This window comes from Modestobacter sp. VKM Ac-2984 (genome assembly GCF_026967985.1).
Classification (GTDB): Bacteria; Actinomycetota; Actinomycetes; order Mycobacteriales; family Geodermatophilaceae; genus Modestobacter.
Window position 1 is genome coordinate 1 of the sequence record NZ_JAPVBJ010000001.1, and the last position, 25060, is coordinate 25060.

At 74.6% G+C, this 25060-nt stretch carries 25 protein-coding genes; 8 read left to right on the forward strand and 17 right to left on the reverse strand.

Annotation, left to right across the window (positions count from 1 at the left end; genetic code table 11):
- Positions 1 to 299 precede the first annotated feature (299 nt).
- Genes tyrS through argC form a run of 9 tightly spaced genes read right to left on the reverse strand, consistent with a single transcriptional unit; the run spans position 300 to position 9635 of the window.
- Positions 300 to 1601, reverse strand: a complete 1302-nt coding sequence (gene tyrS / locus O2W16_RS00005) for a tyrosine--tRNA ligase (RefSeq protein ID WP_269156747.1) — start codon at positions 1599 to 1601, stop codon at positions 300 to 302.
- Positions 1598 to 2272, reverse strand: coding sequence for a DNA-3-methyladenine glycosylase (locus O2W16_RS00010; RefSeq protein WP_269156748.1), 675 nt, complete (start codon positions 2270 to 2272; stop codon positions 1598 to 1600). Before O2W16_RS00010 ends, tyrS begins: the two co-directional genes overlap by 4 nt.
- Positions 2273 to 2276: 4 nt before the next feature.
- Positions 2277 to 3719, reverse strand: coding sequence for an argininosuccinate lyase (argH, locus tag O2W16_RS00015; protein WP_269156749.1), 1443 nt, complete (start codon positions 3717 to 3719; stop codon positions 2277 to 2279).
- Entirely contained in the window at positions 3716 to 4261 is a 546-nt protein-coding gene (locus O2W16_RS00020) for an arginine repressor (protein WP_269156750.1), read from the reverse strand. Before O2W16_RS00020 ends, argH begins: the two co-directional genes overlap by 4 nt.
- Positions 4258 to 5208 (reverse strand): ornithine carbamoyltransferase, encoded by a 951-nt coding sequence (gene argF, locus O2W16_RS00025; protein WP_269156751.1) that lies wholly within the window; start codon positions 5206 to 5208, stop codon positions 4258 to 4260. Before argF ends, O2W16_RS00020 begins: the two co-directional genes overlap by 4 nt.
- Positions 5205 to 6395 (reverse strand): acetylornithine transaminase, encoded by a 1191-nt coding sequence (locus O2W16_RS00030; RefSeq protein ID WP_269156752.1) that lies wholly within the window; start codon positions 6393 to 6395, stop codon positions 5205 to 5207. Before O2W16_RS00030 ends, argF begins: the two co-directional genes overlap by 4 nt.
- A complete protein-coding gene (gene argB, locus O2W16_RS00035) occupies positions 6392 to 7450 on the reverse strand; it encodes an acetylglutamate kinase (RefSeq protein WP_269156753.1) in 1059 nt (352 codons plus the stop codon). The genes O2W16_RS00030 and argB overlap by 4 nt, the downstream gene beginning before the upstream one ends.
- A complete protein-coding gene (argJ, locus tag O2W16_RS00040) occupies positions 7447 to 8598 on the reverse strand; it encodes a bifunctional glutamate N-acetyltransferase/amino-acid acetyltransferase ArgJ (RefSeq protein WP_269156754.1) in 1152 nt (383 codons plus the stop codon). The genes argB and argJ overlap by 4 nt, the downstream gene beginning before the upstream one ends.
- The gene (argC, locus tag O2W16_RS00045; RefSeq protein ID WP_269156755.1) at positions 8595 to 9635 is read right to left on the reverse strand and encodes an N-acetyl-gamma-glutamyl-phosphate reductase; all 1041 of its coding nucleotides are present in this window, start codon (positions 9633 to 9635) and stop codon (positions 8595 to 8597) included. Before argC ends, argJ begins: the two co-directional genes overlap by 4 nt.
- Positions 9636 to 9762: 127 nt before the next feature.
- Between argC and O2W16_RS00050 the strand changes: the two genes are divergently transcribed.
- From O2W16_RS00050 to O2W16_RS00065, 4 genes are all read left to right on the forward strand, one after another.
- Positions 9763 to 10644 (forward strand): diacylglycerol/lipid kinase family protein, encoded by an 882-nt coding sequence (locus tag O2W16_RS00050; protein WP_269156756.1) that lies wholly within the window; start codon positions 9763 to 9765, stop codon positions 10642 to 10644.
- Positions 10645 to 10765: 121 nt separating this feature from the next.
- A complete protein-coding gene (gene arr / locus O2W16_RS00055) occupies positions 10766 to 11224 on the forward strand; it encodes an NAD(+)--rifampin ADP-ribosyltransferase (RefSeq protein WP_269156757.1) in 459 nt (152 codons plus the stop codon).
- Between the two features lie 22 nt (positions 11225 to 11246).
- Positions 11247 to 11684 (forward strand): glyoxalase superfamily protein, encoded by a 438-nt coding sequence (locus tag O2W16_RS00060; protein WP_269156758.1) that lies wholly within the window; start codon positions 11247 to 11249, stop codon positions 11682 to 11684.
- 109 nt (positions 11685 to 11793) lie between these two features.
- The gene (locus tag O2W16_RS00065) at positions 11794 to 12111 is read left to right on the forward strand and encodes an STAS domain-containing protein (RefSeq protein WP_269156759.1); all 318 of its coding nucleotides are present in this window, start codon (positions 11794 to 11796) and stop codon (positions 12109 to 12111) included.
- A 27-nt stretch (positions 12112 to 12138) separates the two neighbouring features.
- On the opposite strand, the gene O2W16_RS00070 is transcribed toward O2W16_RS00065, so the two are convergent.
- Genes O2W16_RS00070 through pheS form a run of 3 tightly spaced genes read right to left on the reverse strand, consistent with a single transcriptional unit; the run spans position 12139 to position 16494 of the window.
- On the reverse strand, positions 12139 to 12963 hold the full coding sequence (locus O2W16_RS00070) for an SDR family NAD(P)-dependent oxidoreductase (RefSeq protein ID WP_269156760.1): 825 nt from the start codon (positions 12961 to 12963) through the stop codon (positions 12139 to 12141).
- Positions 12956 to 15430: a phenylalanine--tRNA ligase subunit beta gene (gene pheT, locus O2W16_RS00075; protein WP_269156761.1), complete on the reverse strand. Its 2475-nt coding sequence runs from the start codon at positions 15428 to 15430 to the stop codon at positions 12956 to 12958. Before pheT ends, O2W16_RS00070 begins: the two co-directional genes overlap by 8 nt.
- Complete coding sequence (gene pheS, locus O2W16_RS00080) at positions 15427 to 16494, reverse strand: phenylalanine--tRNA ligase subunit alpha (protein WP_269156762.1); 1068 nt, start codon at positions 16492 to 16494, stop codon at positions 15427 to 15429. Before pheS ends, pheT begins: the two co-directional genes overlap by 4 nt.
- Positions 16495 to 16647: 153 nt before the next feature.
- Between pheS and O2W16_RS00085 the strand changes: the two genes are divergently transcribed.
- Positions 16648 to 18897: a diguanylate cyclase domain-containing protein gene (locus O2W16_RS00085; protein WP_269156763.1), complete on the forward strand. Its 2250-nt coding sequence runs from the start codon at positions 16648 to 16650 to the stop codon at positions 18895 to 18897.
- A gap of 1 nt (position 18898) precedes the next feature.
- On the opposite strand, the gene O2W16_RS00090 is transcribed toward O2W16_RS00085, so the two are convergent.
- The 5 genes from O2W16_RS00090 to O2W16_RS00110 all read right to left on the reverse strand — a co-directional run bounded on the left by O2W16_RS00090 (position 18899) and on the right by O2W16_RS00110 (position 21945).
- Positions 18899 to 19891, reverse strand: coding sequence for a TrmH family RNA methyltransferase (locus tag O2W16_RS00090; protein ID WP_331253726.1), 993 nt, complete (start codon positions 19889 to 19891; stop codon positions 18899 to 18901).
- Entirely contained in the window at positions 19809 to 20198 is a 390-nt protein-coding gene (gene rplT / locus O2W16_RS00095; protein WP_166756901.1) for a 50S ribosomal protein L20, read from the reverse strand. The genes O2W16_RS00090 and rplT overlap by 83 nt, the downstream gene beginning before the upstream one ends.
- Before the next feature lie 37 nt (positions 20199 to 20235).
- On the reverse strand, positions 20236 to 20430 hold the full coding sequence (gene rpmI, locus O2W16_RS00100; RefSeq protein ID WP_269156764.1) for a 50S ribosomal protein L35: 195 nt from the start codon (positions 20428 to 20430) through the stop codon (positions 20236 to 20238).
- Positions 20431 to 20522: 92 nt separating this feature from the next.
- On the reverse strand, positions 20523 to 21170 hold the full coding sequence (gene infC, locus O2W16_RS00105; protein ID WP_269156765.1) for a translation initiation factor IF-3: 648 nt from the start codon (positions 21168 to 21170) through the stop codon (positions 20523 to 20525).
- 265 nt (positions 21171 to 21435) lie between these two features.
- Positions 21436 to 21945: a PH domain-containing protein gene (locus O2W16_RS00110; RefSeq protein WP_269156766.1), complete on the reverse strand. Its 510-nt coding sequence runs from the start codon at positions 21943 to 21945 to the stop codon at positions 21436 to 21438.
- 138 nt (positions 21946 to 22083) lie between these two features.
- Between O2W16_RS00110 and O2W16_RS00115 the strand changes: the two genes are divergently transcribed.
- The 3 genes from O2W16_RS00115 (at position 22084) to O2W16_RS00125 (ending at position 24976) form a co-directional block, all read left to right on the forward strand.
- Positions 22084 to 23235: a uroporphyrinogen-III synthase gene (locus O2W16_RS00115; protein WP_269156767.1), complete on the forward strand. Its 1152-nt coding sequence runs from the start codon at positions 22084 to 22086 to the stop codon at positions 23233 to 23235.
- A gap of 240 nt (positions 23236 to 23475) precedes the next feature.
- On the forward strand, positions 23476 to 23925 hold the full coding sequence (cynS, locus tag O2W16_RS00120; RefSeq protein ID WP_269156768.1) for a cyanase: 450 nt from the start codon (positions 23476 to 23478) through the stop codon (positions 23923 to 23925).
- A gap of 76 nt (positions 23926 to 24001) precedes the next feature.
- Positions 24002 to 24976, forward strand: a complete 975-nt coding sequence (locus O2W16_RS00125) for a formate/nitrite transporter family protein (RefSeq protein WP_269156769.1) — start codon at positions 24002 to 24004, stop codon at positions 24974 to 24976.
- Positions 24977 to 25060 lie beyond the last annotated feature (84 nt).

Here is a 25060-nt window from a genome sequence, read left to right on the forward strand (position 1 = left end):
CCGAAGACACCGAAGGGGGATTTGTTACTTGGCACTGACTTTCGGCACGCTGTTGAGTTCTCAAGGAGCGGACGCGCGGCGAACCAGACCCTCTCAGGTCGTCGTCTCCGGCTTGTGTTGTCCTGCTCGGCGCCCGGTCCCGGCCTCGCGGTCGTTCCCGGCGCAAAGAGAAAGTTACGTGGCTGCGCGGGACGTGTCAAACCCGGACCGAGTGACGCCCGCCACCTGGCTGGAACGTCGCCGTCACCCGGCGTTCACACGCGGGGGGCGACGGACGGCGGAGCCGGGGACCACCCAGCTCAGGCGGCCCGACCGGCTCCCGGGCAGTGCACGCCGGCCACCGAACGCTTGCCCTTGCGGAGCACGAGCCACCCCCCGGGGAGCCAGTCCCCCGGCGCCGGCACCGCATCCGGGTCGCTGACCCGGACGTTGTTGACGTAGGCCCCGCCCTCCTTGACCGTGCGCCGCGCGTCGGTCAGAGACGACGCCAGGCCCGCCCGCTGGAGCAGGGCGGCCACCGACAGCGCGGGGTCGTCGACCTCCACGGCGCCGGCCTCGGTCAGCGCGGCGGCCAGGGTCTGCGGGTCCAGCTCGGTGAGCTCGGCCCGGCCGAACAGCGCCCGGCCGGCGGCCTCGGCCTGCGCCAGCTCCGGGGCGCCGTGCACCAGTCGGGTGAGCTCCTCGGCCAGGGCGCGCTGCGGCGCCCGGGAGGCGGGACGTTCCTCGGACTCGGCGATCAGCGCCGCCACCTCCTCGGCCGGGCGCTCGGAGAACAGCGGCAGCCAGGCCCGGGCGTCGACGTCATCGATGTTGAGCCAGTACTGGAAGAACGCGTACGGGCTGGTGTGCTCCGGGTCCAGCCAGATCGTGGCGCCCTCGGTCTTGCCGATCTTCTTCCCGTCGGCGGTGGTGATCAACGGGGTGGCGAGGGCGTGGGCCGCCGCCCCCTCGGTGCGCCGCACCAGGTCCGTCCCGGCGGTGATGTTCCCCCACTGGTCGGAGCCACCGCTCTGCAGCGTGCAGCCGTGCCGGCGGAACAGCTCCCGGAAGTCGTTGGCCTGCAGGATCTGGTAGCTGAACTCGGTGTAGCTGATCCCCGCGTCGGAGTTGAGCCGGGCGGAGACCGCCTCCTTGGCCAGCATCCGGTTGACCCGGAAGTGCTTGCCGAGGTCGCGGAGGAAGTCGATCGCCGACAGCGGCGACGTCCAGTCCAGGTTGTCCACGTAGATCGGCTCCCGCAGCCCCTGCTCGGCCGCCGGCAGGTCGAGGAACGGCGCCACCCTGCGGCGGATCCCGTCCACCCAGGTCGCCACCTGGGTGGGGTCGTTCAGCTGCCGCTCGGACGACGGGCGGGGATCGCCGATCAGCCCGGTCGCCCCGCCGACCAGCACGATCGGCTGGTGGCCGGCCCGCTGCAGGGCGCGCAGCACCATGAACTGGATCAGGTGGCCGACGTGCAGGCTCGCCGCCGTGGGGTCGAAGCCGCAGTAGTACGTGACCGGGCCCTCCGCGAGGTGGGCGCGCAGGGCGTCCTCGTCGGTGCTCTGGGCGATCAGCCCGCGGCGGTGCAGTTCGTCGATCACGGAATGCGCAGAGGTCACGGTCGTCCATCCTGCCTGGGGCCCCGACGCCGCGGCTTCCCGCCCGCCCGGAAGACGCTCACCGAAGGGGCGTCGGTCTCCCAGAACCGCCAGGGCAGCTCGGTCGCCACGCTGATCCCGACCCGGGGTCCGGCCGAGATGCCCGCCGGTGCCGGGCCGGCGTGCAGCCGCACCGGCGAGGCCGGGTCCAGCAGGTCCGTCCCCCGGTCGTCGGGGCCGATCGCCAGCGCCTGGGTGAGCCGGGCCGGACCGCGCGCCAGGTCCCGCGGCACCCGGGCGGCCGGGCGCCGGGACGCCGCGAGCGACTCCCCCACCAGCACCTCACCGGCGCGCATCAGGACCGCCGAGGCGCGCCCGGCCGGGCCGACGACGACGTTGGCGCACCAGTGCACGCCGTAGCTGAAGTAGACGTACAGCCGGCCGGGCGGACCGAACATGATTTCCGCCCGCGGGGTCGGGCCCCGGTGGGCATGGGACGCCGGGTCCTCCCCCTGTCCCGAGTAGGCCTCGACCTCGGTGAGCCGGAGCGCGACCTGGCCGCCGGGACGGTCGGTCACCACCCAGCAGCCCAGCAGCGAGCCGGCCACCTCGTCGACCGGCCCGAGCAGGGCGTCCTCGGTGAGGAGCGGCCCCGACCCGGGCCGGTCGGACGACGGGAGGTCGGCGGCCACGGGGCTAGAGGGCCCCGGCCACCGGCGACCACGACGCCCACTCGGTGTGCTGCCGGGCCTGCTCGGTGAGGGTGCCGAGCTGCTCGGCCACCCGCTCCGGCGCCGTCCCACCGCGGGCCCGCCGGGCCGCCAGCGCACCGGGCACGGTCAGCACCGACCGCACCTCCGGGGTGAGCCGTTCGTCGATGGCGGCGAGCTGCTCGTCGTCCAGCTCGTCGAGTTCGAGACCGGCCTCCTCGCAGAACGCGACCATCGCACCGCTGATCTCGTGCGCGGACCGGAACGGGACGCCGTTGGACACCAGCCACTCGGCGACGTCGGTGGCCAGGGCGAAGCCCTGCGGGGCGGCGGCCTCGATCACCTCCGGGCGCAGGGTCAGGGTGGCGATCATCCCGGTGACCGCGGGCAGCAGCAGGAGCAGCTGCTCGACGGAGTCGAAGACCGGCTCCTTGTCCTCCTGCAGGTCGCGGTCGTAGGCCAGCGGGAGGCCCTTGAGCATGGTCAGCAGACCGGTCAGGTTGCCGACGAAGCGGCCGGCCTTGCCCCGGGCCAGCTCGGCGATGTCCGGGTTCTTCTTCTGCGGCATGATCGACGACCCGGTGGCCCAGGCGTCGTCGAGGCGGGCCCAGCCGAACTCGGTCGACGTCCAGAGCACGACCTCCTCCCCCATCCGGGACAGGTGCACCCCGAGCAGGGCCGCGACGAAGCAGAACTCCGCGGCGAAGTCGCGGTCGCTGACCGCGTCGATGCTGTTGTCGGCGGCCCGGTCGAAGCCCAGCTCCGCGGCGACGGCGTCGGGGTCCAGCGCCAGGGAGGAGCCGGCCAGCGCGCCGGCGCCCAGCGGGCTGACCGCCGCCCGCCGGTCCCAGTCCAGCAGCCGGTCGACGTCGCGGGACAGCGAGTGCGCATGGGCGAGCAGCTGGTGGGCGATGAGCACCGGCTGGGCGTGCTGCAGGTGGGTCATCCCCGGCGCGGCGACGTCGCGGTAGCGCAAGGCCAGCCCGACCAGCGCGTTCTCCAGCGCGGCGAGCTCACCGACCAGCCGGCGCACGTTGTGCCGCAGGTACAGCCGCAGGTCGGTGGCGACCTGGTCGTTGCGGCTGCGGCCGGCGCGCAGCTTGCCGCCGAGCGGGCCCAGCTTCTCCAGCAGGCCGCGCTCGAGCGCCTCGTGCACGTCCTCGTCGGCCTCGATCGGGGCGAACGTGCCGTCGCCGACCTCGGCGGACAGCTCGGTGAGCGCGCCGATCATCTTGGCCAGCTCGTCGACGGTCAGCAGCCCGGCCCGCTCCAGCACCCGGGCGTGCGCCCGGGAGCTGGCCAGGTCGTAGGGCGCCAGCCGCCAGTCGACGTCGGTGGACTTCGACAGCGCCGCCATCGCCGGTGACGGGCCACCGCCGAAACGGCCGCCCCACAGTCGGGTCTGGCTGCCGGCGTTGCCCTCGGTCACTCTGCGCTCTCTTCCACGTCGGCCTGCAGGTCGGCGTCGTCCCCGTGCGCCGGCCGGGCGCGCTCGGCGAGCGCGCGCAGCCGGGCGGCGAGCGCGGGGCCCCCGTGGGGGTCCCGGGAGACGACCATCAGAGTGTCGTCCCCGGCGATGGTGCCCAGCACGTCGGGCAGGCCCACCTTGTCCAGCCCGGAGGCGAGGAACTGGGCGGCGCCCGGCGGCGTGCGGACGACGGCGAGGTTCGCGCTGCCCTCGGCGCTGGTGAGCAGGTCGGCCAGCAGCCTGGTCAGCCGGGCCGGTGCCGACTGCGCCGGGCGCAGCGGGGCGTTCTCCGGCGGCAGCACGTAGGAGGCCGGCGCCCCGTCGGACCCGCGCAGCTTGACCGCGCCGAGCTCCTCGAGGTCACGGGAGAGCGTCGCCTGGGTGACGTCGACCCCGGACTCGGCCAGCAGGCGGGCCAGCTGGGTCTGCGAGGTCACCGGGCCGGCGGTGATCAGCTCGGCGATCCGGGCGTGTCGGGCCGAGCGGGTCAGCGCCGTGGTCACCGCGACCGTTCCAGCAACCACAGCAGCAGCGCCTTCTGCGCGTGCAGCCGGTTCTCCGCCTCGTCCCACACGGCGCTCTGCGGCCCGTCGATGACCGAGGCGGCGATCTCCTTGCCGCGGTAGGCCGGCAGGCAGTGCAGCACGACGGCGTCGTCGGCGGCCCGGGTCAGCGCCTGCTCGTCGACGGCGTACGGCACGAAGGGCCCGGTCCGGGCGGCGTGCTCGGACTCCTGGCCCATCGACACCCAGGCGTCGGTGGCCAGCACGTCGGCGCCGTCGGCGGCGGCTGCCGGGTCGGCCGTCCACTGCACCGACCCACCGGTCTCCGCCGCGATCTCCCCGGCCCGGGTGAGCACCGCCGGATCGGGCCGGAAGACCTCCGGCGAGCCGATCCGCACGTGCATGCCGGCCAGGGCGCCGCCCAGCAGGTACGAGTGCGCCATGTTGTTGGCGCCGTCGCCCAGGTAGCTGAGGGTCAGCCCGGCCAGCTGCGTGCGCCGTTCGAGCACCGTCTGCAGGTCGGCGAGCACCTGGCACGGGTGGAACGTGTCGGTCAGCGCGTTGACCACCGGGACCCGGCTGACCGCCGCCATCGCGTCCATCCGCTCCTGGCCCGAGGTCCGCCAGACGATCGCGGCGACCTGCCGGTCGAGCACCCGGGTGGTGTCCTCCACCGACTCCCCGCGGCCGAGCTGGCTGGCCGCGCCGTCGATGACCAGCGGCTGCCCGCCGAGCTCGGTGATCCCGACGGCGAAGGAGAGCCGGGTGCGGGTGGAGGGCTTGTCGAACAGCACCGCGACGGTGCGCTGGGTGCCGTTCGCCGCGCTCAGCGGGGTGGGCGCGGCGGCGGTGTGCCGGTCGGCCTTGAGCCGGGCGGCCAGCGCGAGGACCTCCGCCTGCTCCGCTGGGGTGAGGTCGTCGTCCCGGGTGAGGTGCCGGACCGTCACTGGTCCGCGTCCTGGAGGGCGGCGTCCAGGGCGGCGGGGAGGGCGGTGACGAAGGCGTCGAGCTGGGCGTCGGTGACGACCAGCGGCGGCGCCAGCCGGACGACGTCGGCGGCCACGCCGTTGGTGAGGAACCCGGCGGCTCGCAGGTGGGTCTCGACCGCGGCGGCGACCGGCGCGGTGAGGACGACGCCGAGCAGCGCACCCCGGCCCCGGACGCCGCTGATGCCCGGGTGGCCCAGCGCGTCGATGCCGGCGGCGACCCGGTGCTCGATCTCCTTGGCGCGCTCCAGCAGCCCCTCGTCGCGGATCGTGTCCAGCACGGCCAGCGCGGCGGCAGCGACGATCGGGTTGCCGCCGAACGTGGAGCCGTGCGACCCGGCGGTCATCAGGTCCGCGGCCGCGCCGAAGGCCAGGGTGGCGCCCAGCGGCAGGCCGCCGCCGAGGGCCTTGGCCAGGGTGATGACGTCGGGCTGCAGGCCGTCGGCCTGGTGGGCGAACCACTGCCCGGTGCGCCCGCTGCCGGTCTGCACCTCGTCGACGGCGAAGAGGGCACCCGCCGCGCGGGCGGTCTCCGCGGCCGCGGTGAGGTAGCCGGGCGGGGCCGGCAGCACGCCGCCCTCCCCCAGCATCGGCTCCAGCAGCACCATCGCGGTCTGCTCCCCCACGGTCGCCGACAGGGCGTCCTCGTCCCCGTACGGGACGTGCTGCACCCCGCCGGGCAGCGGCGCGAACGCCGCGGCCTTGGCCGGCTGCCCGGTCAGCGCGAGGGCGCCCATGGTGCGGCCGTGGAAGGAGCCGATCGCGGTGACCACCTCGGGCCGCCCGGTGAGCCGGCTGAGCTTGAAGGCGGCCTCGTTGGCCTCGGCGCCGGAGTTGCAGAAGAAGACCCGGCCCGGCCGCCCGGCGAGCTCCAGCAGCCGCTCGGCCAGCAGCACCCCGGGCTCGTGCATGGACAGGTTGGAGACGTGGCCCAGCAGCTGCGCCTGGGCGGTGATCGCGTGCACCACCGCCGGGTGGGCGTGGCCGAGGATCGTGGTGGCGATCCCGCCGAGCAGGTCGGTGTACTCCTTGCCGTCGACGTCCCAGACCGTCGCGCCCGCGCCACGGGCCAGCGCCACCGGCGGCGTCTTGTAGTTGCCCATCATCACGGCCGACCAGCGGGTGGCCAGCTCCTCGGTGTGCGTCATGGTGCGGTCACTCCCTCCGGTGTCGGTGCCGTGGTGTCGGTCTGGGTGAGGTCGGTGCGGGCGGGGACGACCATCGTCCCGGTGCCCTCGGTGGTGAAGGTCTCCAGCAGCAGGGCGTGCGGCAGCCGCCCGTCGATGACGGTCGCCCGGCGCACCCCGCCCTCGACCGCCCGCAGACAGGCGGCCATCTTCGGGATCATCCCGGCGTCCAGGGAGGGGAGGATCTCGGCCAGCTCGGTCGCGTCGATCTTCTGGACCAGGGAGTCCCGGTCGGGCCAGTTGGCGTAGAGGCCCTCGACGTCGGTCAGCACGACCAGCTTGACCGCGCCCAGGGCGACGGCCAGCGCCGCGGCCGCGGTGTCGGCGTTGACGTTGTGCACCTGGCCTGAGGCGTCCGGGGCGACGGTGGCGACGACCGGGATGTGCCCGGCCTCGAGCAGCGCGGTCACCGGTGCGGGGTCGACCGAGACGACGTCGCCGACCAGGCCGACGTCCACCGGCTCGCCGTTGACCATCGCGTGCGTCCGCTCGGCGGTGAACAGCCCGCCGTCCTCACCGGACAGCCCGACGGCCAGCGGCCCGTAGGAGTTGATCAGGCCGACCACCTCGGGGCCGACCTGCCCGGTCAGCACCATCCGGACGACGTCGATCGTCTCCTCGGTGGTGACCCGCAGCCCACCGCGGAACTCGCTCTCGATGCCCAGCCGGCTGAGCATGCCGTTGATCTGCGGGCCGCCGCCGTGCACGACGACCGGCAGGATCCCGCAGGTCCGCAGGAACACCATGTCCTCGGCGAAGGCGTGCCGGCACTGCTCGTCGACCATGGCGTGCCCGCCGTACTTCACCACCACGATGCGGCCGTGGAACTCGCGCAGCCAGGGCAGCGCACCGGTGAGGACGGCGACCTTGCGCGCATCGCCCTCGGGGTCGTGCGTGCGCATGATCCGAGGGCTGCCCACCGAGCGCCGGGCCGGCGGGGTGGCGAGGTCGGGGGCGACGTCGGGCGGCGTGGGATCCTGCGCCGGGCTGTCGCTGCTGGTCGGGTCACTGGTCATGTCGAGTAGGCCGAGTTCTCGTGGACGTAGGCGAGGGACAGGTCGTTGGTCCAGATCGTGGCCTGCTCGGTGCCGGCCCGCAGGTCGACGTCGATGCTGATCGCCCGTCCGGACAGGTCGACGCCCTCGCGCGGATCGCCGATCGCCCCGTTGCGGCAGACCGTGACGCCGTTGATCGTCACGTCGACCTGGTCGGGCTCGAACGCCGCGTCGGTGGTGCCGATCGCGGCCAGCACCCGGCCCCAGTTGGGGTCGTTGCCGAAGAGCGCGGTCTTGAGCAGGTTGTTCCGGGCGCAGGCCCGGCCGGCGGTCACCGCGTCGGCGACGCTGGCCGCGTTGCGCACGGTGATCGCGATGTCCTTGGTCGAGCCCTCGGCGTCGGCGAGCAGCTGCATCGCCAGGTCGGTGGCGGCCGCGGTGAGGGCGGCGGTGAACTCCTCCGCGCTGGGCGTGACCCCGCTGGCGCCGTTGGCCAGCACGATCACCGTGTCGTTCGTGGACAGGCAGCCGTCGGAGTCGACCCGCTCGACGCTGACGCTGGTCGCCGCCCGCAGCGCGGGCTGGAGGACCTCGGCCGGCACGACGGCGTCGGTGGTGAGGACGACGAGCATCGTGGCCAGCGAGGGGGCGAGCATGCCCGCGCCCTTCGCCATCCCGCCGATGGTCCAGCCGTCCCCGGTCTGCACCGTCGTCTTCGGCACCGAGTCGGTGGTCATGATCGCCCGGGCGGCGTCGGGCCCTCCGTCGGCGGACAGCCCCGCCACCACGGCACCGACCCCGGCGAGGAGGGTGTCCATCGGCAGCCGGACCCCGATCAGCCCGGTGGAGGCCACCGCGACGTCGACCGCACCGATGCCCAGCTCGGCCGCGACGCGCTCGGCGGTGCTGTGGGTGTCAGCGAAGCCCTCGGGGCCGGTGCAGGCGTTGGCGCCGCCGGAGTTGAGCACGACCGCACGCAGCCGGTGGTCGGCGAGCACCTGGCGGCTCCACAGCACCGGGGCGGCCGGGAAGCGGTTGGTGGTGAAGACCGCGGCCGCAGCGTCGTCCGGCCCGTCGTTGACGACCAGCGCGACGTCGGGCGCACCGCTGGACTTCAGGCCGGCGGCGACACCGGCCGCCCGGAACCCCTCCGGGGCGGTCACGCTCACGGTGCGACTCCGACGAGCGGGAGACCCGTGGTCTCGGGGAGGCCCAGGGCCAGGTTGGCGCACTGGAGGGCGGCGCCGGCGGTGCCCTTGGTGAGGTTGTCGACGGCGGCCACGACGACCAGCCGGCCGGCGTCCGGGTCGACCGCGACCTGCAGCTGCACCGTGTTCGCACCGAGCACCGCGGCGGTGGTGGGCCACTGGCCCTCCGGCAGCAGGTGCACGAACGGCTCGTCGCCGTAGGCCTCCTGGTAGGCCGCCCGCGCCCGGACGGCGTCCACGCCGTCGGCCAGCGGGGCCGAGCAGGTGGCCAGGATGCCCCGGCTCATCGGCACCAGCGTGGGGGTGAAGCTGATCCGCACCGGCGCACCGGCGGCCTGCGCCAGGTTCTGCACCATCTCCGGGGTGTGCCGGTGGACGCCGCCGACGCCGTACGCGCTGGCCGCGCCCATCACCTCGCTGCCGAGCAGGTGCGGCTTGGCGCTCTTGCCGGCCCCGGAGGTGCCGCTCGCCGCCACCACCACCACGTCCGGCGTGACCAGCCCGGCGGCCAGCGCGGGGGCCATCGCCAGGGTGACCGAGGTCGGGTAGCAGCCCGGGACGGCGATCCGCCGGGCAGCGGCCAGCTGCTCCCGCTGACCGGGGAGCTCGGGCAGGCCGTAGGGCCAGTGCCCGGCGTGCTCGCCGCCGTACCAGCGGGCCCAGGCGGCCGGGTCGTTGAGCCGGTGGTCGGCGCCGCAGTCGATGACCAGCGTGTCGGCGGGCAACTGGGCCGCGATCGCCGCGGACTCCCCGTGCGGCAGGGCCAGCACGACGACGTCGTAGCCGGCCAGCGAGGCCGCGTCACTGCCCTGGACCTCGAGGTCGGCGTAGGGCAGCAGGTGCGGCTGCAGCTCGCCCAGGCGTCGGCCGGCGCTCGAGTTGGCATGCACCCCGGTCAGCCGGAGGTTCGGGTGCCCGGCCAGCAGCCGGCACACCTCACCGCCCGCGTACCCGGTGGCGCCGGTGACCCCGACCGTCCACGTCTGTTGGCTGTTCACGGTGCATGACCATACCTGGCCGTGCATGACCGTGCAGTGCGAGGTGGGCCGGTGCGTGCAGAGCCCGGTTCTCGGGCAGGGTCTCCGCGGGCAGCCGTGCCCGACCACGCCGAGGAGGCCGTCACCTGTGAGCCCGTTCGACCGGATCGTCGTCATCTTCAACCCGAACAGCACCGGCGAGGCAGCGGGGTCGGCCGAACAGCTGCAGGCCGAGCTGGCCCGGCGCCTCCCCGACGTCCCCGTGACGCTCTGCCCGACCCAGCGCGCCGGCCACGCCCGCGAACTGGCTCGCGAGGTCGCGGCCACGGGGCGGCCGCTGCTGGTCTCGGTGAGCGGGGACGGCGGCTACAACGAGGTCGTCGACGGGGTCATGCAGGCGGGCAACCCCGACGCGGTCTGCGGGGTGCGGGCGGCCGGCAACGCCAACGACCACCGCCGGACCACGCGCGAGCACCACCTGGCCGACGCGATCGTGGCCGGCGACGTCCAGCGGATCGACCTGCTGCGGCTCACGCTCGGCAGCGGCAGCGACGCCGAGGTGCGGTACGCCCACTCCTACATCGGCGCCGGGCTCACCCCGGTGATCGCGGTCGACATCGAGAAGGGCGGCAAGGGGTCGTGGCGGGAGGCGCTCTCGGTGCTCCGCGGCTTCACCCGCTTCCGGCCCTTCCCGATCCGTCAGGAAGACGGCGAGGAGCGCACCATCGACAGCCTGCTCTTCGCCAACATCGCCCAGATGGCCAAGGTGGCCACGCTGAGCGAGGGCGCCCGCCCCGACGACGGCCGGTTCGAGGTGATCGCCCAGCGACGGACCGGGAAGCTCCGGGTCCTCGGCACCGCGCTGCGCGCCGCGACCCGAGGGCTGGGCCGGCAGCCGAGCGCGACCCACTACGCCTTCACCACCCTGGTCCCCATGCCGCTGCAGCTGGACGGCGAGCTGGTGGAGCTCGAGGCCGACACGCTGGTCACCGTGGACATCGCGCCACGGGCGCTGGCCACCGTGTTCTGACGCGCGGGACCGGCGGGGGTCCCAGGTGGCGAGGAGGTCAGGCCCGCCGATCCGCGACAGGCTGGTCCGGCTGACACCGCAGCGCAGCAGCCGACGGAGACGACCCCGAGGAGATCCGGCCATGGACGAGAGCAGCCTCCCCGTCCCCGCGACCTACGACAGCTGCGGGCACGTCCAGGGCCCCTTCTTCCACGGGACCCGGGTCGCCCTGGTGGCCGGTGTCGAGCTGGTCCCCGGCCATGGCTCGAACTTCCAGGCGGGCCGGGTGTCCAACCACGTCTACTTCACCGCGCTCGTGGACACCGCCGCCTGGGGCGCGGAGCTGGCGGCTGCACTCGCCGGCGGCGGGGAGCGGGGACGCATCTACGTCGTGGAGCCCCTGGGCCCGTTCGAGGACGACCCGAACGTGACCGACAAGCGGTTCCCGGGCAACCCCACCCGGTCCTACCGGACCCGCCACCCGCTGCGCGTCGTCAGCGAGCTGGACAGCTGGCAGGGACACGACCCGGCGGCGCTCCAGGGGATGCTGGACCACCTGGCGCTGCTCCGGGAGCAGGGCCGGGACCTCATCGAGGACTGACCGTCCCGGTGGCCGCCCACCGATGAGTTCGGCCGTCGCCACCGGTCTGACCGGCATGACGCAGACCCAGCCCCAGACCACCACGCTGACCCAGCTCGCCGTCACCATGTTCTCCGTCAGCGACCAGGACGCCGCCCGGGCCTTCTACACCGACGTGCTCGGCTTCGAGGTGCGCGGCGACGACCGCTTCGGCGAGCACGGCACGGACCGCTGGCTGGAGGTCGCCCCGCCCGGCTCGTCGGCGCGGCTGGCGTTGAACCCGCCGATGGGCGGCTCCCCCGGCGGCGGCGCGGTCGGGGTCGAGTCGAGCGACGTGCTCGCCGAGCACCGGCGGCTCGCCGCCCGCGGCGACGTCGACCTCGACCCGACTCCGACCCGGGTGCCCGGCGCGCCGCTGCTGTTCGCGGTCCGCGACCCGGACGGCAACACGGTCTGGGTGGTCGAGGAAGCGGCCGGCTGACGGTCGCCGCACAGCCGGTCCTCGGACTCTGAGGGCGTTCTGTCAGCAGTGCCGTGCACAGTCCCCCCTGCCCCGGCGATGGACGCCGGGCAGGGGGAGGAACACCGCCATGCGCGACGTCCAGCAGCTGTCCGGCGGGATCGACCTGGTCGAGGAGGACGGCGTGACCGTGCTCCGGCTCTGCGGGGAGGTCGACAGCCTGGTGGTCGAGGCCTGGGACGCGGGCGGGCCGCGCACCCCGGGAGCGGGCGCCGTCGACCTCTCGGCGGCCACGTTCCTGGACGGCCGGGCGTTGCGGCTGCTGGTGCGGGAGACCGAGCAGACCCGCCGGGCCGGGGGGCTGCCCGAGCTCCGCCGGCCGTCCGCCATGGTCCGGCGGATGCTCGAGATGACCGGCATCGGCGTGCTGTTCACCGCGGTCTGCTGACCGCCTCGGTCACCGCAGGCCGCGGCTTCAGCCGATCGGGTCCTCGGCTCCGTAGGGCTGCAACCGCAGCCGGCGTGCGGCGTCCTGTGGCGTGGTGGCGCGCAGCACGTCGAGGTCGTCGGCGCCGGCCCGGAAGAACCGCCCCGACCACTGGTCCAGCTCCCCGGCGGCGATCGCCAGGGCCAGGGCCACGACGTCCTCCGGGCGGGTCCACTCGGTGCGCCCGGCGTGCATCGGCATCGCCCGGGTCATCTCCGTGTCGATCACACCCGGCGCGAGGTCGAAGGCGCGCACGCCGTGCTCGGCACCGGCCAGGTCGATCGCCTCGGTGATCCGCATCTGGGCCGTCTTGCCGGCCGAGTAGGCGCTGTAGACGTCGCTCCCCCGGGTGCCCAGGCCGCTGGCGAGCCCGATCACCCGGCCACCGCCGGCGGCCAGCATCCCGGGGACGACGGCGCGGGAGACCAGGAACGGCCCGCGCACCTGGCTCTCCACGACCTGCCACCACTGGTCGGGGTCGGCCTCCCACAGCGGCACCTCGGCGGCGTCGATGAGGCCGGCGTTGTTGACCAGCAGGGTGACCGGTCCGAGCTCCGCGACCACCTGGGTGACCGCGGCCTGCACGGCGTCGGGGTCGGTGACGTCGGCGGGCACGGCCAGCGTGCGGGCGCCGGTGGCATCGGCGACCTCGGCCATCGCCCCGTGCAGCCGGTCGGCCGAACGGGCCAGGCCGGCCACGGTCGCGCCACACTCGGCCAGCCCCTGCGCCAGGTACCGGCCGATGCCGGCGGAGGCGCCGGTGACCAGCGCGACCGTGCCGGTCAGATCGGCCCCGTCTCGGGCCTCAGGCACGGAGCACCGCCCCGGTCCGTTCCACGGCCAGCGCGATGGCGGCGTCGCGCGCCGCGTTCGCCTCCTCGCCGGTCAGCGTCCGGTCCGGCGCCCGCAGCGTCAGCGCGTACGCCAGCGACCGCGAACCGGCCGGCACCGGGGCACCGGTGTAGAGGTCGAAGAGCCGCAGCACCTCCAGCAGCTCACCCGCGCCCTCCCGCAGCGCCGCCTCGACGTCCGCGGCCGGGACGGCGTCGGCGACGACCAGCGCCAGGTCGACCAGCACCGGGGGGAAGGTCGAGACGTGCGGCCCGACCGCCACCGGGGCCGCCGGCAGGGCGTCGACGTCGAGCTCCATGGCGCAGGTCCGCGCCGGCAGGTCCAGCGCCGCGCACACCCGCGGGTGCAGCTCGCCGGCGTGCCCGACGACCGTCGCCTCGGCGCCGTCGCCGACGAGCAGCTCGGCGCAGCGGCCCGGGTGCCAGGGAGCCAGCTCACCGGCCCGCACGGTCAGCTCGACGCCGGCCGCGGCGGCCACGGTGCGCGCGGCCTGCACGGCGTCGGCCCAGCTGCCCGCCCGGCCCGGCCCCCACCAGCCGCGCGGTTCGACGTTCCCGGCCAGCACCACGCCCACGTGCCAGGGCTGTTCGGGCACCGCGCCGAGCAGCGCGGCCAGCACGTCGTCGTCCGGGCGCCGGTCGACCCCGGGCACCGGGGCCTGCGTGCGCGGGCCCCCCGGGAAGACCGCACCGTGCTCGAAGACGGCGACGTCCCGCTGACCGCGGGCCAGGTTGCGCGCCAGGGTGCCGAGCAGGCCAGGCAGCAGCGTCGTCCGCATCGCCGGGGCCTCCTCCGACAGCGGGTTGCGGAGCGTGATCAGGTGCCGCCGGGCGTCGTCCGCGGGCAGCCCGAGGGCATCGAGCTGCGCCTCCCCCACGAACGGGTAGGACGGCGCCTCGACGTACCCGGCGTCGGCCAGGGCGCGACCGATGCTGCGCCGGCGGCGCTGGCGCTCGGTGAGCCCGCGGCCCGGCGGCGCGGTCGGCAGCACGGAGGGGATCTCGTCGAAGCCGAGGTAGCGCACGACCTCCTCGACCAGGTCGGCCGGGTCGGTGAGGTCAGCGCGCCAGGACGGCGGGGTCACCTGCAGCTGCTGGCCGTCCCCCTCGACGGTCGCCCCGATGGCCTGCAGCACCTCCACCACCTGCGACGGCGGGTACTCCACGCCGGCGATCCGGCCGGGCCGGCCGGCGTCCAGCGCGATCGCCGGGCGCGGGCGGCGCACGTCCAGGTCGACGGGCGCGCCGGCGACGTGGGCGCCGCCGTGCTCGGCCAGCAGCGCGGCGGCCCGGGCCAGGGCCACGACGGTGACGTCGGGGTCGGTGCCCCGCTCGAAGCGCTTGGCCGCCTCACTGGGCAGCTTGTGCCGGCGCACCCCGCGACCGATGCCGGCCGGCTCCCAGTGCGCGGCCTCCAGCAGCACCGCGGTGGTGCTCGCGCCGATCTCGGTCGAGGCACCGCCCATCACCCCGGCCAGCCCGATCGGCCCCGACTCGTCGGCGATCAGCAGGTCGTCGGTGGTGAGCGCCCGGTCGACGCCGTCCAGGGTGGTCAGCCGCTCGCCGGCGCTCGCCAGCCGCACCGTGATCGGCCCGGTGACGGTGTCGCGGTCGAAGGCGTGCATCGGCTGGCCGAGCTCGAGCATGACGATGTTGGTGACGTCGACGGCCAGGGAGATGCTGCGGATGCCGCACTGGGCCAGCCGCCGGCGCAGCTCCCACGGGCTGGGGGCGGCCGGGTCGAGGCCCTCCATCGCCAGCATCGAGAACCGGTCGCAGCGGGCCGGGTCGGCGACCTCGACCGCCCAGCCCGGCTCACCGGACCACGCCGGGGGCGTGAGGGCCGCCGGGTCGCGCCAGTCGACGCCCAGGGCGCCGGCCAGGTCGCGGGCGATGCCCCGCAGGCTCATCGCGTAGCCGCGGTCAGGGGTGACCTCCAGGTCGAAGACGACGTCGTCCAGCCCCAGCACGCCCGCGGCCGGCGTCCCGGGGGTGAACCCCACCTCGCCGAGCACCAGGATGCCGGCGTGGTCCTCGCCGATGCCCAGCTCGCGGACCGAGCAGATCATCCCGTCGGAGACGTGGTCGTAGGTGTTCCGTGCCGCGATGGCGAAGCCGCCGGGGAGCACCGCACCGGGCAGCGCCACGACGACCAGGTCGTCGACGGCGAAGTTGCGGGCGCCGCAGACGATGCCCCGGGGTGCCTCTTCGCCCACCTCCACCTGGCAGTACCGGATCGGCTTCTTGAAGCCGGTGAGCTCCTCGATGTCCAGCACCCGGCCGACCACCAGCGGGCCGGTGGTGACCGGCGCGCGGAGGACCTCCTCGACCTCGAAGCCGAGCCGGACGAACGCCTCGTCCAGCTCCTCGACGGTCGTCCCCGCGGGGATGTCGACGTGCTCGCTCAGCCAGCTGATCGGGACCTTCACTGCTCAACTCCGAACGCACTCGTGAAGCGGACGTCGCCCTCGACGATGTCGCGCATGTCGCCGACCCCGGAGCGGAACTGCAGCGCCCGCTCGATGCCCATCCCGAAGGCGAAGCCGGTGTACTCCTCGGGGTCGATGCCGCAGGCGACCAGCACCCGGGGGTTGACCATCCCGCAGCCACCCCACTCCACCCAGCGCGGCCCGTCCCGGTGCTCGGGGAACCAGACGTCGAACTCCGCCGACGGCTCGGTGAAGGGGAAGAAGTGCGGCCGCCACCGGGTCAGCGCGTCGGCACCGAACAGCTGGCGGGCCAGGTGGTCCAGCGTGCCGCGCAGGTGGGCCATGGTCAGGCCGCGGTCGACGGCCAGGCCCTCGACCTGGTGGAAGACCGGGGTGTGCGTGGCGTCCAGCTCGTCGGTGCGGTAGACCCGGCCGGGCGCGACCACGTAGATCGGGGGGCGGCGCTCGAGCATCGTGCGCGCCTGCACGGGGCTGGTGTGCGTGCGCAGCACCAGCCCGGAGTCCTCCGGTGCGACGAAGAAGGTGTCGGCCAGCGATCGCGCCGGGTGGTCCGGGCCGGTGTTCAGCGCGTCGAAGTTCAGCCACTCGGCCTCGAGCTCGGGACCCTCGGCGATCTCGTACCCCATCCCGACGAAGACGTCGGAGATCCGGTCGGTCAGCGTGGTGAGCGGGTGCCGGGCGCCGGGCAGGGCACGGTCCCAGGGCAGCGTGACGTCGACGCGCTCCTGGCGCAGCACCCGCTCGTCCCGCTCGGCCTCCAGCACCGCCAGCCGGGCGGCGTGCGCCTCGGTGACCGCGACGCGGGCGGCGTTGACCCGCTTGCCGGCGTCCGAGCGGGCGTGCGGGGGCAGGGCCCCGAGCTCCCGGCGGGCCAGCAGGATCGGCGCGCGATCGCCCAGGTGGGCCGGTCGGACGGCCGCCAGGGCGTCCAGGTCACCGGCGGCGGCGAAGGCCTCGGTCGCTGCGTGCACCGCGGCGTCGAGGGCCTCCGCGGACAGCGCGGCGACCTGCTTGGGGTCATAGGGGTCGTTGGCGCCAGACACGGGAGGCCATTCTGCCCGGACGGAGCTGGTCGGCGCGCCCGGGTCGGGCCACGAGCACGGGGACCCCGCGGACGACGCCCACGACTCACCCCCACGGGTGGTGCGCGGTCCGCCGCAGGCGAGTTCCGGCCGGCCGGCGCCGATCCCCCGATCGTGACCTCGACCCACGCCCCTGTCGCGACGATCGACGCGGTCCTCGCCTCCGGCAGCGTGCACAGCCTCTACCAGCCCATCGTCGAGCTGGACTCCGGCCGCGTCGTCGCCTACGAGGCGCTCGCCCGCGGGCCGCAGGGTCCGCTGCACACCCCCGACGCCCTCTTCGCCGCCGCCCGGTCGGCCGGCCGGCTCGCCGAACTGGACGCGCTGTGCCGGTCGGCCGCGCTGCGCGGCGCGGTCGCCGCCGAGCTCGGGCCGCCGCTGACCGTGTTCGTCAACGTCGAGCCGCAGGTGCTGGACTCCGCGCCGCTGGAGGAGCTGCTCGCCATCGCGACCTCCGCCCCGGCGGGGCTGCGGGTGGTCGTGGAGATCACCGAGCGGGCGCTGGCGACCCGCCCGGCGGACCTGCTGCGCGCCGTGGAGCGGGTCCGTGAGGTGGGCTGGGGCATCGCCCTGGACGACGTCGGGGCGGAGTCGATGTCCCTGGCGTTCATGCCCCTGCTGCGCCCGGACGTGGTCAAGCTCGACCTGCGCCTGGTCCAGCAGCGCCCCGGGCCCGCGGTCGCCGAGATCATGAACGCGGTCAACGGCTACGCCGAGCGCACCGGTGCGCTCATCCTCGCCGAGGGGATCGAGGACGAGGCCCACCTGGCCATGGCGCGCGCCCTCGGGGCGAGCCTCGGCCAGGGCTGGCACTTCGGCCGACCGGCGTCCACCGCGGCGCCGGGCAGGGCCGTCGGACGGCTCGACCTCCCGTCGTACAGCTCCTCCCCCGTCGACACCGATGCCTCCCCGTTCAGCTGCCTGCCCCCGGGCACCCAGCTGCGGACGGCGCCCAAGGCGCTGCTCATCGAGCTCAGCAAGCACCTGGAGCGCCAGGCGATGCGACTCGGCGAGACCTGCGTGGTCGCCGCCACGTTCCAGGAGGCGCGGCACTTCACCCCGTCGACGTCGCTGCGCTACCGGGACCTGGTGGCCCGCACCGGCTTCGTCGCCGCGCTGGGCGAGGACCTCCCCATCGAGCCGGTGCCCGGCGTGCGCGGGGCACACCTGGCGGCCGACGACCCGGTGCGCGGCGAGTGGGACGTCGTCGTGCTCAGCCCGCACTTCAGTGCCGCGCTGCTCGCCCGTGACCTCGGCGACAGCGGTCCGGACCTGCAGCGCCGGTACGAGTACGCCCTCACCTACGACCGCTCCACCGTGGAACGGGCCGCGGTGGCCCTGGTCGCCCGGGTCGCCGCCCAGCCGGCCCCGGAGCTGCCGGTGGCGGACCGGCCCACTCCGGCCGCCGGCGCCGCGATCACGACGGGTGCGACCGGCGGCACGGTCGAGGAGGCGCTGCTGCGCCGCGCGCTGGCGGCGACGACCAGTGGGGTCACGATCGCGGACATGACGGCGCCGGACCAGCCGCTGGTCTACGTCAACGCCGCCTTCGAGCAGCTCGCCGGGCTCGAGGCCGGGAAGGTGCTGGGCCGCAACTGCCGCTTCCTGCAGGGACAGGACACCGACCCGGGCACGGTGGACCGGATGCGGCTGGCCATCCGGGAGGGCGCAGAGTTCCGGGCGACGCTGCTCAACCACCGGGGGCCGGACCGGGAGCCGTGGTGGAACGAGATCCACCTGGCCCCGGTGCTCGACGCCGCCGGCGACGTCATCCAGTACATCGGCGTGCAGACCGACGTCACCGGCCGGGTGACCGCGGAGCGAGAGCTGCTCCGCGAGCGGGACCGCACCCGCCAGCACCTGGCGCAGATCGAGGAGCTGGCCTACACCGACCCGCTCACCGCGCTGCCCAACCGGCGCCGCTTCGAGGAGCGGATGGAGTCCGCGCTGTGGCAGGCCCGGCTCGACGGTTCAGCGGTCGCGCTGCTCTTCCTGGACCTCGACGGCTTCAAGGCGGTCAACGACGCCCTGGGCCACGCCGCCGGGGACGAGCTGCTGCAGGTGGTCGCCGACCGGCTGCGCGGCCGGCTGCGCCGGGGTGACCTGCTGGCCCGGCTCGGGGGCGACGAGTTCCTCGTCGGGCTGCTCGGGCTGGACCCGTCGACGGCGTTGCGGGAGGCCGGTCAGGTGGCCGAGCAGCTGGTGGCGGCGGTGACCGAGCCGGTGGTGCTGTGCACGCAGACCGTGCAGGTGCGGGCCAGCGCGGGGATCAGCGTCCACCCGGACGACGGCGCCGAGTTCGGCCCGCTGCTGCACCGGGCCGACGCCCGGATGTACGCCGCCAAGCACCCGGCCGACCTCTGACCTACTCGGCGAGCTGGGTGGCGTAGAGGCAGATCGAGGCGGCCACCGACAGGTTGAGGCTCTCCGCCCGGCCCCGCATCGGGATGCGCACCCGCGCGTCGGCGAGGTCGGCCAGCGCGGGGTCCAGCCCGCGGGCCTCGTTGCCGAACAGCCACAGCACCGGCCCGCTGAGCAGCCCCTCGTCCCCGGCGGTGTCCAGCGCCACCTCTCCCCCGCCATCGGCGGCCAGCACGGTCGTGCCGGCGGCCTGCACCTGCGGCACCAGCTCGGCCAGCGGCGTGCTGCGCACGACGTCGACGTGGAACAGGCTGCCGGCGCTGCTGCGCACGACCTTGCCGCCGTAGGGGTCGGCGGAGCCGGCGCCGAACACCACGGTGCGGGCGCCGCAGGCGTCGGCGGTCCGCAGCACCGTGCCGGCGTTCCCCGGGTCGTTGAGCTCGGCCAGCGCGACCGCCAGCCGCGGTGGGTCGGTCACGAGCGTCCCGGCCGGCACGTCGCGCAGCGCGCAGACGGCGACCAGCCCCTGCGGCGTCACGGTCTCCGACAGCGAGGCGACCGCCCGGTCGGTGGCCACGTGCACGGGCACCCGGGCGGCCGCCAGCAGGTCGCGGTGGGTGTCCGCCGCAGCCTCGGTGACGAACAGCTCGAGGACGGCGCCGGGCTCGGACTCGGCCTGCGCCAGTGCCTCGCTGACCGCCTGCCGCCCCTCGGCGAGGAAGGCGCCGGCGTCGTCCCGGCCGCTGCGCCGGGTGAGCTTGCGGGCACCGGCGACCCGCGTCGAGCGCTCGGTCAGCAGTGGAAGGACCCCGTCCCCCTCACGCCTCGCAAGCTCGGCGCGAGCCTCTGGACGGGGCCGACCGACGTGCGAGTGGTGAGGGGAAACGGGGTCCTCTTTCGAACTGGGGTCGTGCTCAGGCGGCCTGGGCGCCGGTCGCCTCGGGGTTCGCGGCGAGCGCGGCCCGGGCGGACTCCACCAGCGTGGCGAAGGTGGCAGGCTCGTTCACGGCGAGCTCGGCCAGGACACGACGATCCAGTTCGATCCCGGCGAGCTTGAGGCCCTGCATGAACCGGTTGTAGGTCATGTCGTTCTGCCGGGCCGCGGCGTTGATCCGGGTGATCCACAGCTTGCGGAAGTCACCCTTGCGGACCTTGCGGTCGCGGTAGTTGTAGGTGGCCGAGTGGAGGATCTGCTCCTTGGCCTTGCGGTACAGCCGCGAGCGCTGGCCGCGGTAACCGCTGGCCGCCTCGAGGGTCGTGCGGCGCTTCTTCTGGGCGTTGACCGCCCGCTTCACGCGTGCCACGTGAGAGCTCCTGTCTGCTGGTTACGGGAAGGGACGGTCAGAGACCGAGGAGCTTCTTCATCCGGCTGGTGTCCGCCGGAGAGAGCTCTGCGGTGCCGCTGATACGGCGCTTCCGGCTCGAGGACTTGTGCTCGAACTTGTGCTGGTTGTTCGTGTGCTCAGCCACCAGCTTCCCGGTGCCCGTGACGCGGATGCGCTTGGCCGCGCCCTTGTGGGTCTTGTTCTTCGGCATGTCCTCGTCCTTGTTCAGTGTCTGTCCGCGCCAGGAGCAGCGAGCTGCTCCTGGCGTGGGCCGTCTCGGTCGTGCGGGGGCCCTCGCCCGGCTCAGGCCGGGGGGGCCTGCTCCCCGGATGCCGCCTGCTTCTCGGCCTTCGCGGAGCGCCGCGCGTCGTCGGTCGCCGCCTGGTTGCGGTGCGGCGCGATCACCATGACCATGTTGCGGCCGTCCTGCTTGGGGTTGGACTCCACCACCCCGAGGTCGGCCACGTCTCCGGCGAGCCGCTGCAGCAGCTTGTAGCCCATCTCCGGGCGGGACTGCTCGCGACCGCGGAACATCACGGTGATCTTGACCTTGTCGCCGCCCTTGAGGAAGCGCTCGACGTGGCCCTTCTTGGTCTCGTAGTCGTGCGGGTCGATCTTGAGGCGCAGCCGCATCTCCTTGATGACGGTGAGCGCCTGGTTCCGCCGGGCCTCACGGGCCTTCTGCGCGGCTTCGTACTTGAACTTCCCGTAGTCCATGAGCTTGACGACGGGAGGCCGGGCCATGGGCGCGACCTCGACCAGGTCGAGCTCGGAGTCCTGGGCCAGGCGCAGCGCTTCGCCGATCGGCACGATGCCGACCTGCTCGCCCTCCGGTCCGACCAGGCGGACCTCGGGAACGCGGATGCGGTCGTTGATGCGGGGCTCGGTGATGGCCTCTCCTCTGCTGCTGCGGGGAGGAGTCGCACCCGTCCCGGGTCGCCGACGCAGCAAGGCCCCGTGAGCTGGTGCTCACGGGGCCCACTCGCCGGGGTGCCGCAGCGAGCACCCCGGGGCGGGGGTGCCGTCGCGGCCGCGCGAGCCAGCCGGGGCCGACCTGCGCGATCCGGGGACCTGGACGCCTGTACGGCGCCAGGTGGGAGCGGGCTCCTCTTTGGTCAGTGACCGCCGGTCTCTGCAGACGACGGCCGCTGTGGTTCACGCGCCTCGATGTAGCGGGGGGAGGCGTGCTCACAGTACAGCGCCCGGGCCCCCGGCGTCATTCCCGGGGGTACAGCAGGTCCTCGCGCGGCGCGGGGTTGCGCTCCCGGTGGTCGGCCAGCAGCGCCCGCAGCCCCCGGACGGCGACCAGCGCCCGCTGGCCGTCGGCGGCCTGGATCCCCCCCATCGCCACCTCGTCGTCGTTGCTGAGCAGCAGGCTGGCCCAGGGCGAGTGCTGGTCGAAGCGCACCGCGCGCACCGCCGACCAGGGCACCTCGTGCTTGATGACGACGTTGCGGATCCGCACCCCGGAGGCGTCGGCGTCCACCCGGGACCGCCCCAGCGACAGCACCCCCGCCCCCATGGCGAGACCGAGGCCCACCATGGCCACCTGGTCGGAGGTCTGGAAGGCCACCACCCCGGTGGTCGACTCCTTGAGCAGCAGTGCGACCACGCTCATCACGATCACCAGACCGGCCGCCATCACCGCGGTGATCACCCGCAGGCGGCGCGGGACGGCGGAGACCGGGTGGGGCGCGGGGTCGGTGGGCGTGGGCTCGGCGGGCACGCCACCATCCTGCCCGCTCCCGGGAGCGGCGCGCAGACGTGCAGGTCGGGACGGCCTCACCGGAGCACCGCACCCAGGACGTCCACTCCTGGGGCGGGACGTCACACGGATGGAACACCGAGGACGCACCATGGAGCGGTGACCGACAGCCAGCTCGACCACCCCGTGGCCAGCCCTGCCGGAGAGCCCCCGGTGCCGGACCTGCTGCCACTGGCCGGCTACACCGTCGCGGTGACCGCGGCCCGCCGCAGCGAGGAGCTGGGCGCGCTGCTGGACCGCCGGGGTGCCCGGGTGCTCTACGCCCCGGCGATCCGGATCGTCCCGCTGTCCGACGACGCCGACCTGGTCGCGGCCACCCGGGAGGTGCTCGCCGCACCGGTCGACCTGGTGGTGGCCACCACCGGGGTCGGGTTCCGCGGCTGGCTGGAGGCCGCCGAGGCCTGGGACCTGCCGCTGCGCGAGCACCTGGCCACCGCCCGGGTGCTGGCCCGGGGACCGAAGGCCCGCGGCGCGATCCGCGGGGCGGGCCTGGTCGACGCCTGGTCCCCGGAGTCGGAGAGCTCGGCGGAGGTGCTGTCGCACCTGCTGTCCGGGGCGGAGGGCCCGCTGCCCGGCCGCCGGATCGCCGTCCAGCTGCACGGCGACCCGCTGCCCGAGCTCGTCGCCGGGCTGGTGCGGGCCGGTGCCGAGGTGATCAAGGTGCCGGTCTACCGCTGGGTGTTGCCCGAGGACACCGCTCCGCTGCGCCGGCTGGTCGCGGTGATCGCCGCGCGCGCCGTCGACGCGGTCACCTTCACCAGCGCACCGGCCGCCGCCAGCCTGCTGCAGGTCGCCGAGGAGGAGGGCGTGTACTCCGGCGTCCTCAGTGCCCTCACCGACGCGGTGCTCCCGGTCGCGGTCGGCCCGGTCACCGCTGCGCCGCTCGAGGCCGCCGGCGTCCGGTCCGTCCAGCCCGAGAGGGCCCGGCTCGGTGCGCTGGCCCGCTCGGTCGTCGCCGAGCTGCCGGCCCGGCACCCGGTGCTGCACTCCGGTCCGCACAGCCTCCAGGTCCGTGGGCACGCCGTCGTCCTGGACGGCCGGCTCGTGGAGCTGGCGCCCGGACCGATGGCGGTGCTGCGCGCCCTGGCCCGGCGTCCCGGCGTCGTCGTCTCCCGCGCCGACCTGCTCAGCGAGCTCTCCGGTGGCGGCGACGCGCACGCCGTGGAGATGGCCGTGACCCGGCTGCGCGCCGCCCTGGGCGCGCCCGTGGTGCAGACCGTGGTCAAGCGCGGCTACCGCCTCGCCGTCTGAACCACCTGGCCGGCTGAACCACCTCGCGGGCCGGCGTGCCCGGCCGGCCGGGCCGGCCGGGCCGGCACGCCGCTGACCGGCGGGGTCGAACGCGTGTCCTGGCCCTCACACCGGTGCCACCGGGCCGGTGCGACCGTTGTTCCGTGCGGGTCACGTCGCCGCGTCTGTCCCGAAACGGCTCCTCCCTAGCGTTCGCGTTGCCCGGCCGGACGACCCGGCCGACCGCACCCGAGGAGCTCGATGACCCCCGTCCTCCCGAAGTCCGACGCCGCCGCCCTGGTGGTCGCCGCCCGCATCAGGCGTGGCCTGACCTGGGCCCAGCTCGCCGAGGAGATCGGTGCGCCGGTCGTCTGGACCACCGCCGCCCTGCTCGGCCAGCACCCGATGACCCCGGAGCAGGCACGGTGCGCGTGCCTGCTGCTGGGGCTGGACGAGAGCGTCGAGGAGAGCCTGCGCCTGCAGCCCTCCCGCGGCGCCGACCCGGCCACCCTGACCGACCCCACGGTCTACCGCTTCCACGAGGCGCTGTCGGTCTACGGGCCGGCGCTCAAGGAGCTGATCCACGAGGAGTTCGGCGACGGGATCATGAGCGCGATCAACTTCCGCGTCGACATCGCCCGCCGGTCCGACCCGGACGGCGACCGGGTCGTCGTCACCTTCGACGGGAAGTTCCTGGACTACCGGTGGTGACCGGAGTCCCTGCACCGCCACGCGCCGCCACGCCCGCGTGCGCCGCCACCCCTTCCGCGCAGCCGAGGAGCACCTCATGTCCTACCTGAGCCCCAAGGACTTCACCACCAAGATGATCGACGCGGGTGAGGCGAAGGTCTTCATGGCCACCCGCGACACGTTGATCCGGGCGTTCATGGCCGGGGCCATCCTGGCGCTGGCCGCGGCCTTCGCGGTCACGGTCACCGTGCAGACCGGCCAGCCCATCGTCGGGGCGCTGCTCTTCCCGGTCGGCTTCTGCCTGCTCTACCTGCTCGGCTTCGACCTGCTGACCGGGGTCTTCACGCTGGTGCCGCTGGCGCTGTTCGACAAGCGGCCGGGCGTGACCGTGCGCGGCATGCTGCGGAACTGGGGACTGGTCTTCCTCGGCAACTTCGGCGGGGCGATCACCATCGCCGTGATCATGGCGGTGATCTTCACCTACGGCTTCGCCATGCCGCCGAGCGAGGTGGGCCAGGCGATCGGCTCCATCGGGGAGGGCCGGACGGTCGGGTACGCCGAGTTCGGCGCCGCCGGGATGCTCACGCTGTTCCTGCGCGCGGTGCTGTGCAACTGGATGGTCTCCACCGGGGTCGTCGCCGCGATGATGTCGACGTCGGTGACCGGCAAGGTCGTGGCCATGTGGATGCCGATCCTGGTCTTCTTCTACATGGGCTTCGAGCACTCGATCGTCAACATGTTCCTGTTCCCCTCCGGCCTGATGCTGGGCGGCGACTTCTCCGTCTCGGACTACCTGATCTGGAACGAGATCCCGACCGTGCTGGGCAACCTGGTGGGCGGGGTGACCTTCGTCGGGCTGACCCTCTACGCCACCCACGCCCGCACCGCGGCGCCCCGCAACGCCGCCGTCCTCCCGGTGCTCGCCGTGCCGGCCGACACCACGGCCGCCGACACCACCGCCGCCGACACCACGACCGCCGACACCACGACCGCCGACACCACGACCGCCGACACCACGACCGCCGACACCACGACCGTGGTGGTCGACACCACCACGGTCGGCGCCCGCTGACCCCTGACCGGCGCCGGCGGCGCGCACGGCACGACGACGAGGCGGCCTCTCTCCGGAGGGGCCGCCTCGTCGTCGGTCCGCCGG

What these genes read in the sequence shown, in the direction of transcription:
- O2W16_RS00030 (WP_269156752.1), bottom strand. Translation starts at nt 6,395, where the DNA reads ATGACGCACACCGAGGAGCTGGCCACCCGCTGGTCGGCCGTGATGATG.
- argB (WP_269156753.1), bottom strand. Translation starts at nt 7,450, where the DNA reads ATGACCAGTGACCCGACCAGCAGCGACAGCCCGGCGCAGGATCCCACG.
- arr (WP_269156757.1), top strand. Translation starts at nt 10,766, where the DNA reads ATGGACGAGAGCAGCCTCCCCGTCCCCGCGACCTACGACAGCTGCGGG.
- O2W16_RS00060 (WP_269156758.1), top strand. Translation starts at nt 11,247, where the DNA reads ATGAGTTCGGCCGTCGCCACCGGTCTGACCGGCATGACGCAGACCCAG.
- O2W16_RS00065 (WP_269156759.1), top strand. Translation starts at nt 11,794, where the DNA reads ATGCGCGACGTCCAGCAGCTGTCCGGCGGGATCGACCTGGTCGAGGAG.
- rpmI (WP_269156764.1), bottom strand. Translation starts at nt 20,430, where the DNA reads ATGCCGAAGAACAAGACCCACAAGGGCGCGGCCAAGCGCATCCGCGTC.
- cynS (WP_269156768.1), top strand. Translation starts at nt 23,476, where the DNA reads ATGACCCCCGTCCTCCCGAAGTCCGACGCCGCCGCCCTGGTGGTCGCC.
- O2W16_RS00125 (WP_269156769.1), top strand. Translation starts at nt 24,002, where the DNA reads ATGTCCTACCTGAGCCCCAAGGACTTCACCACCAAGATGATCGACGCG.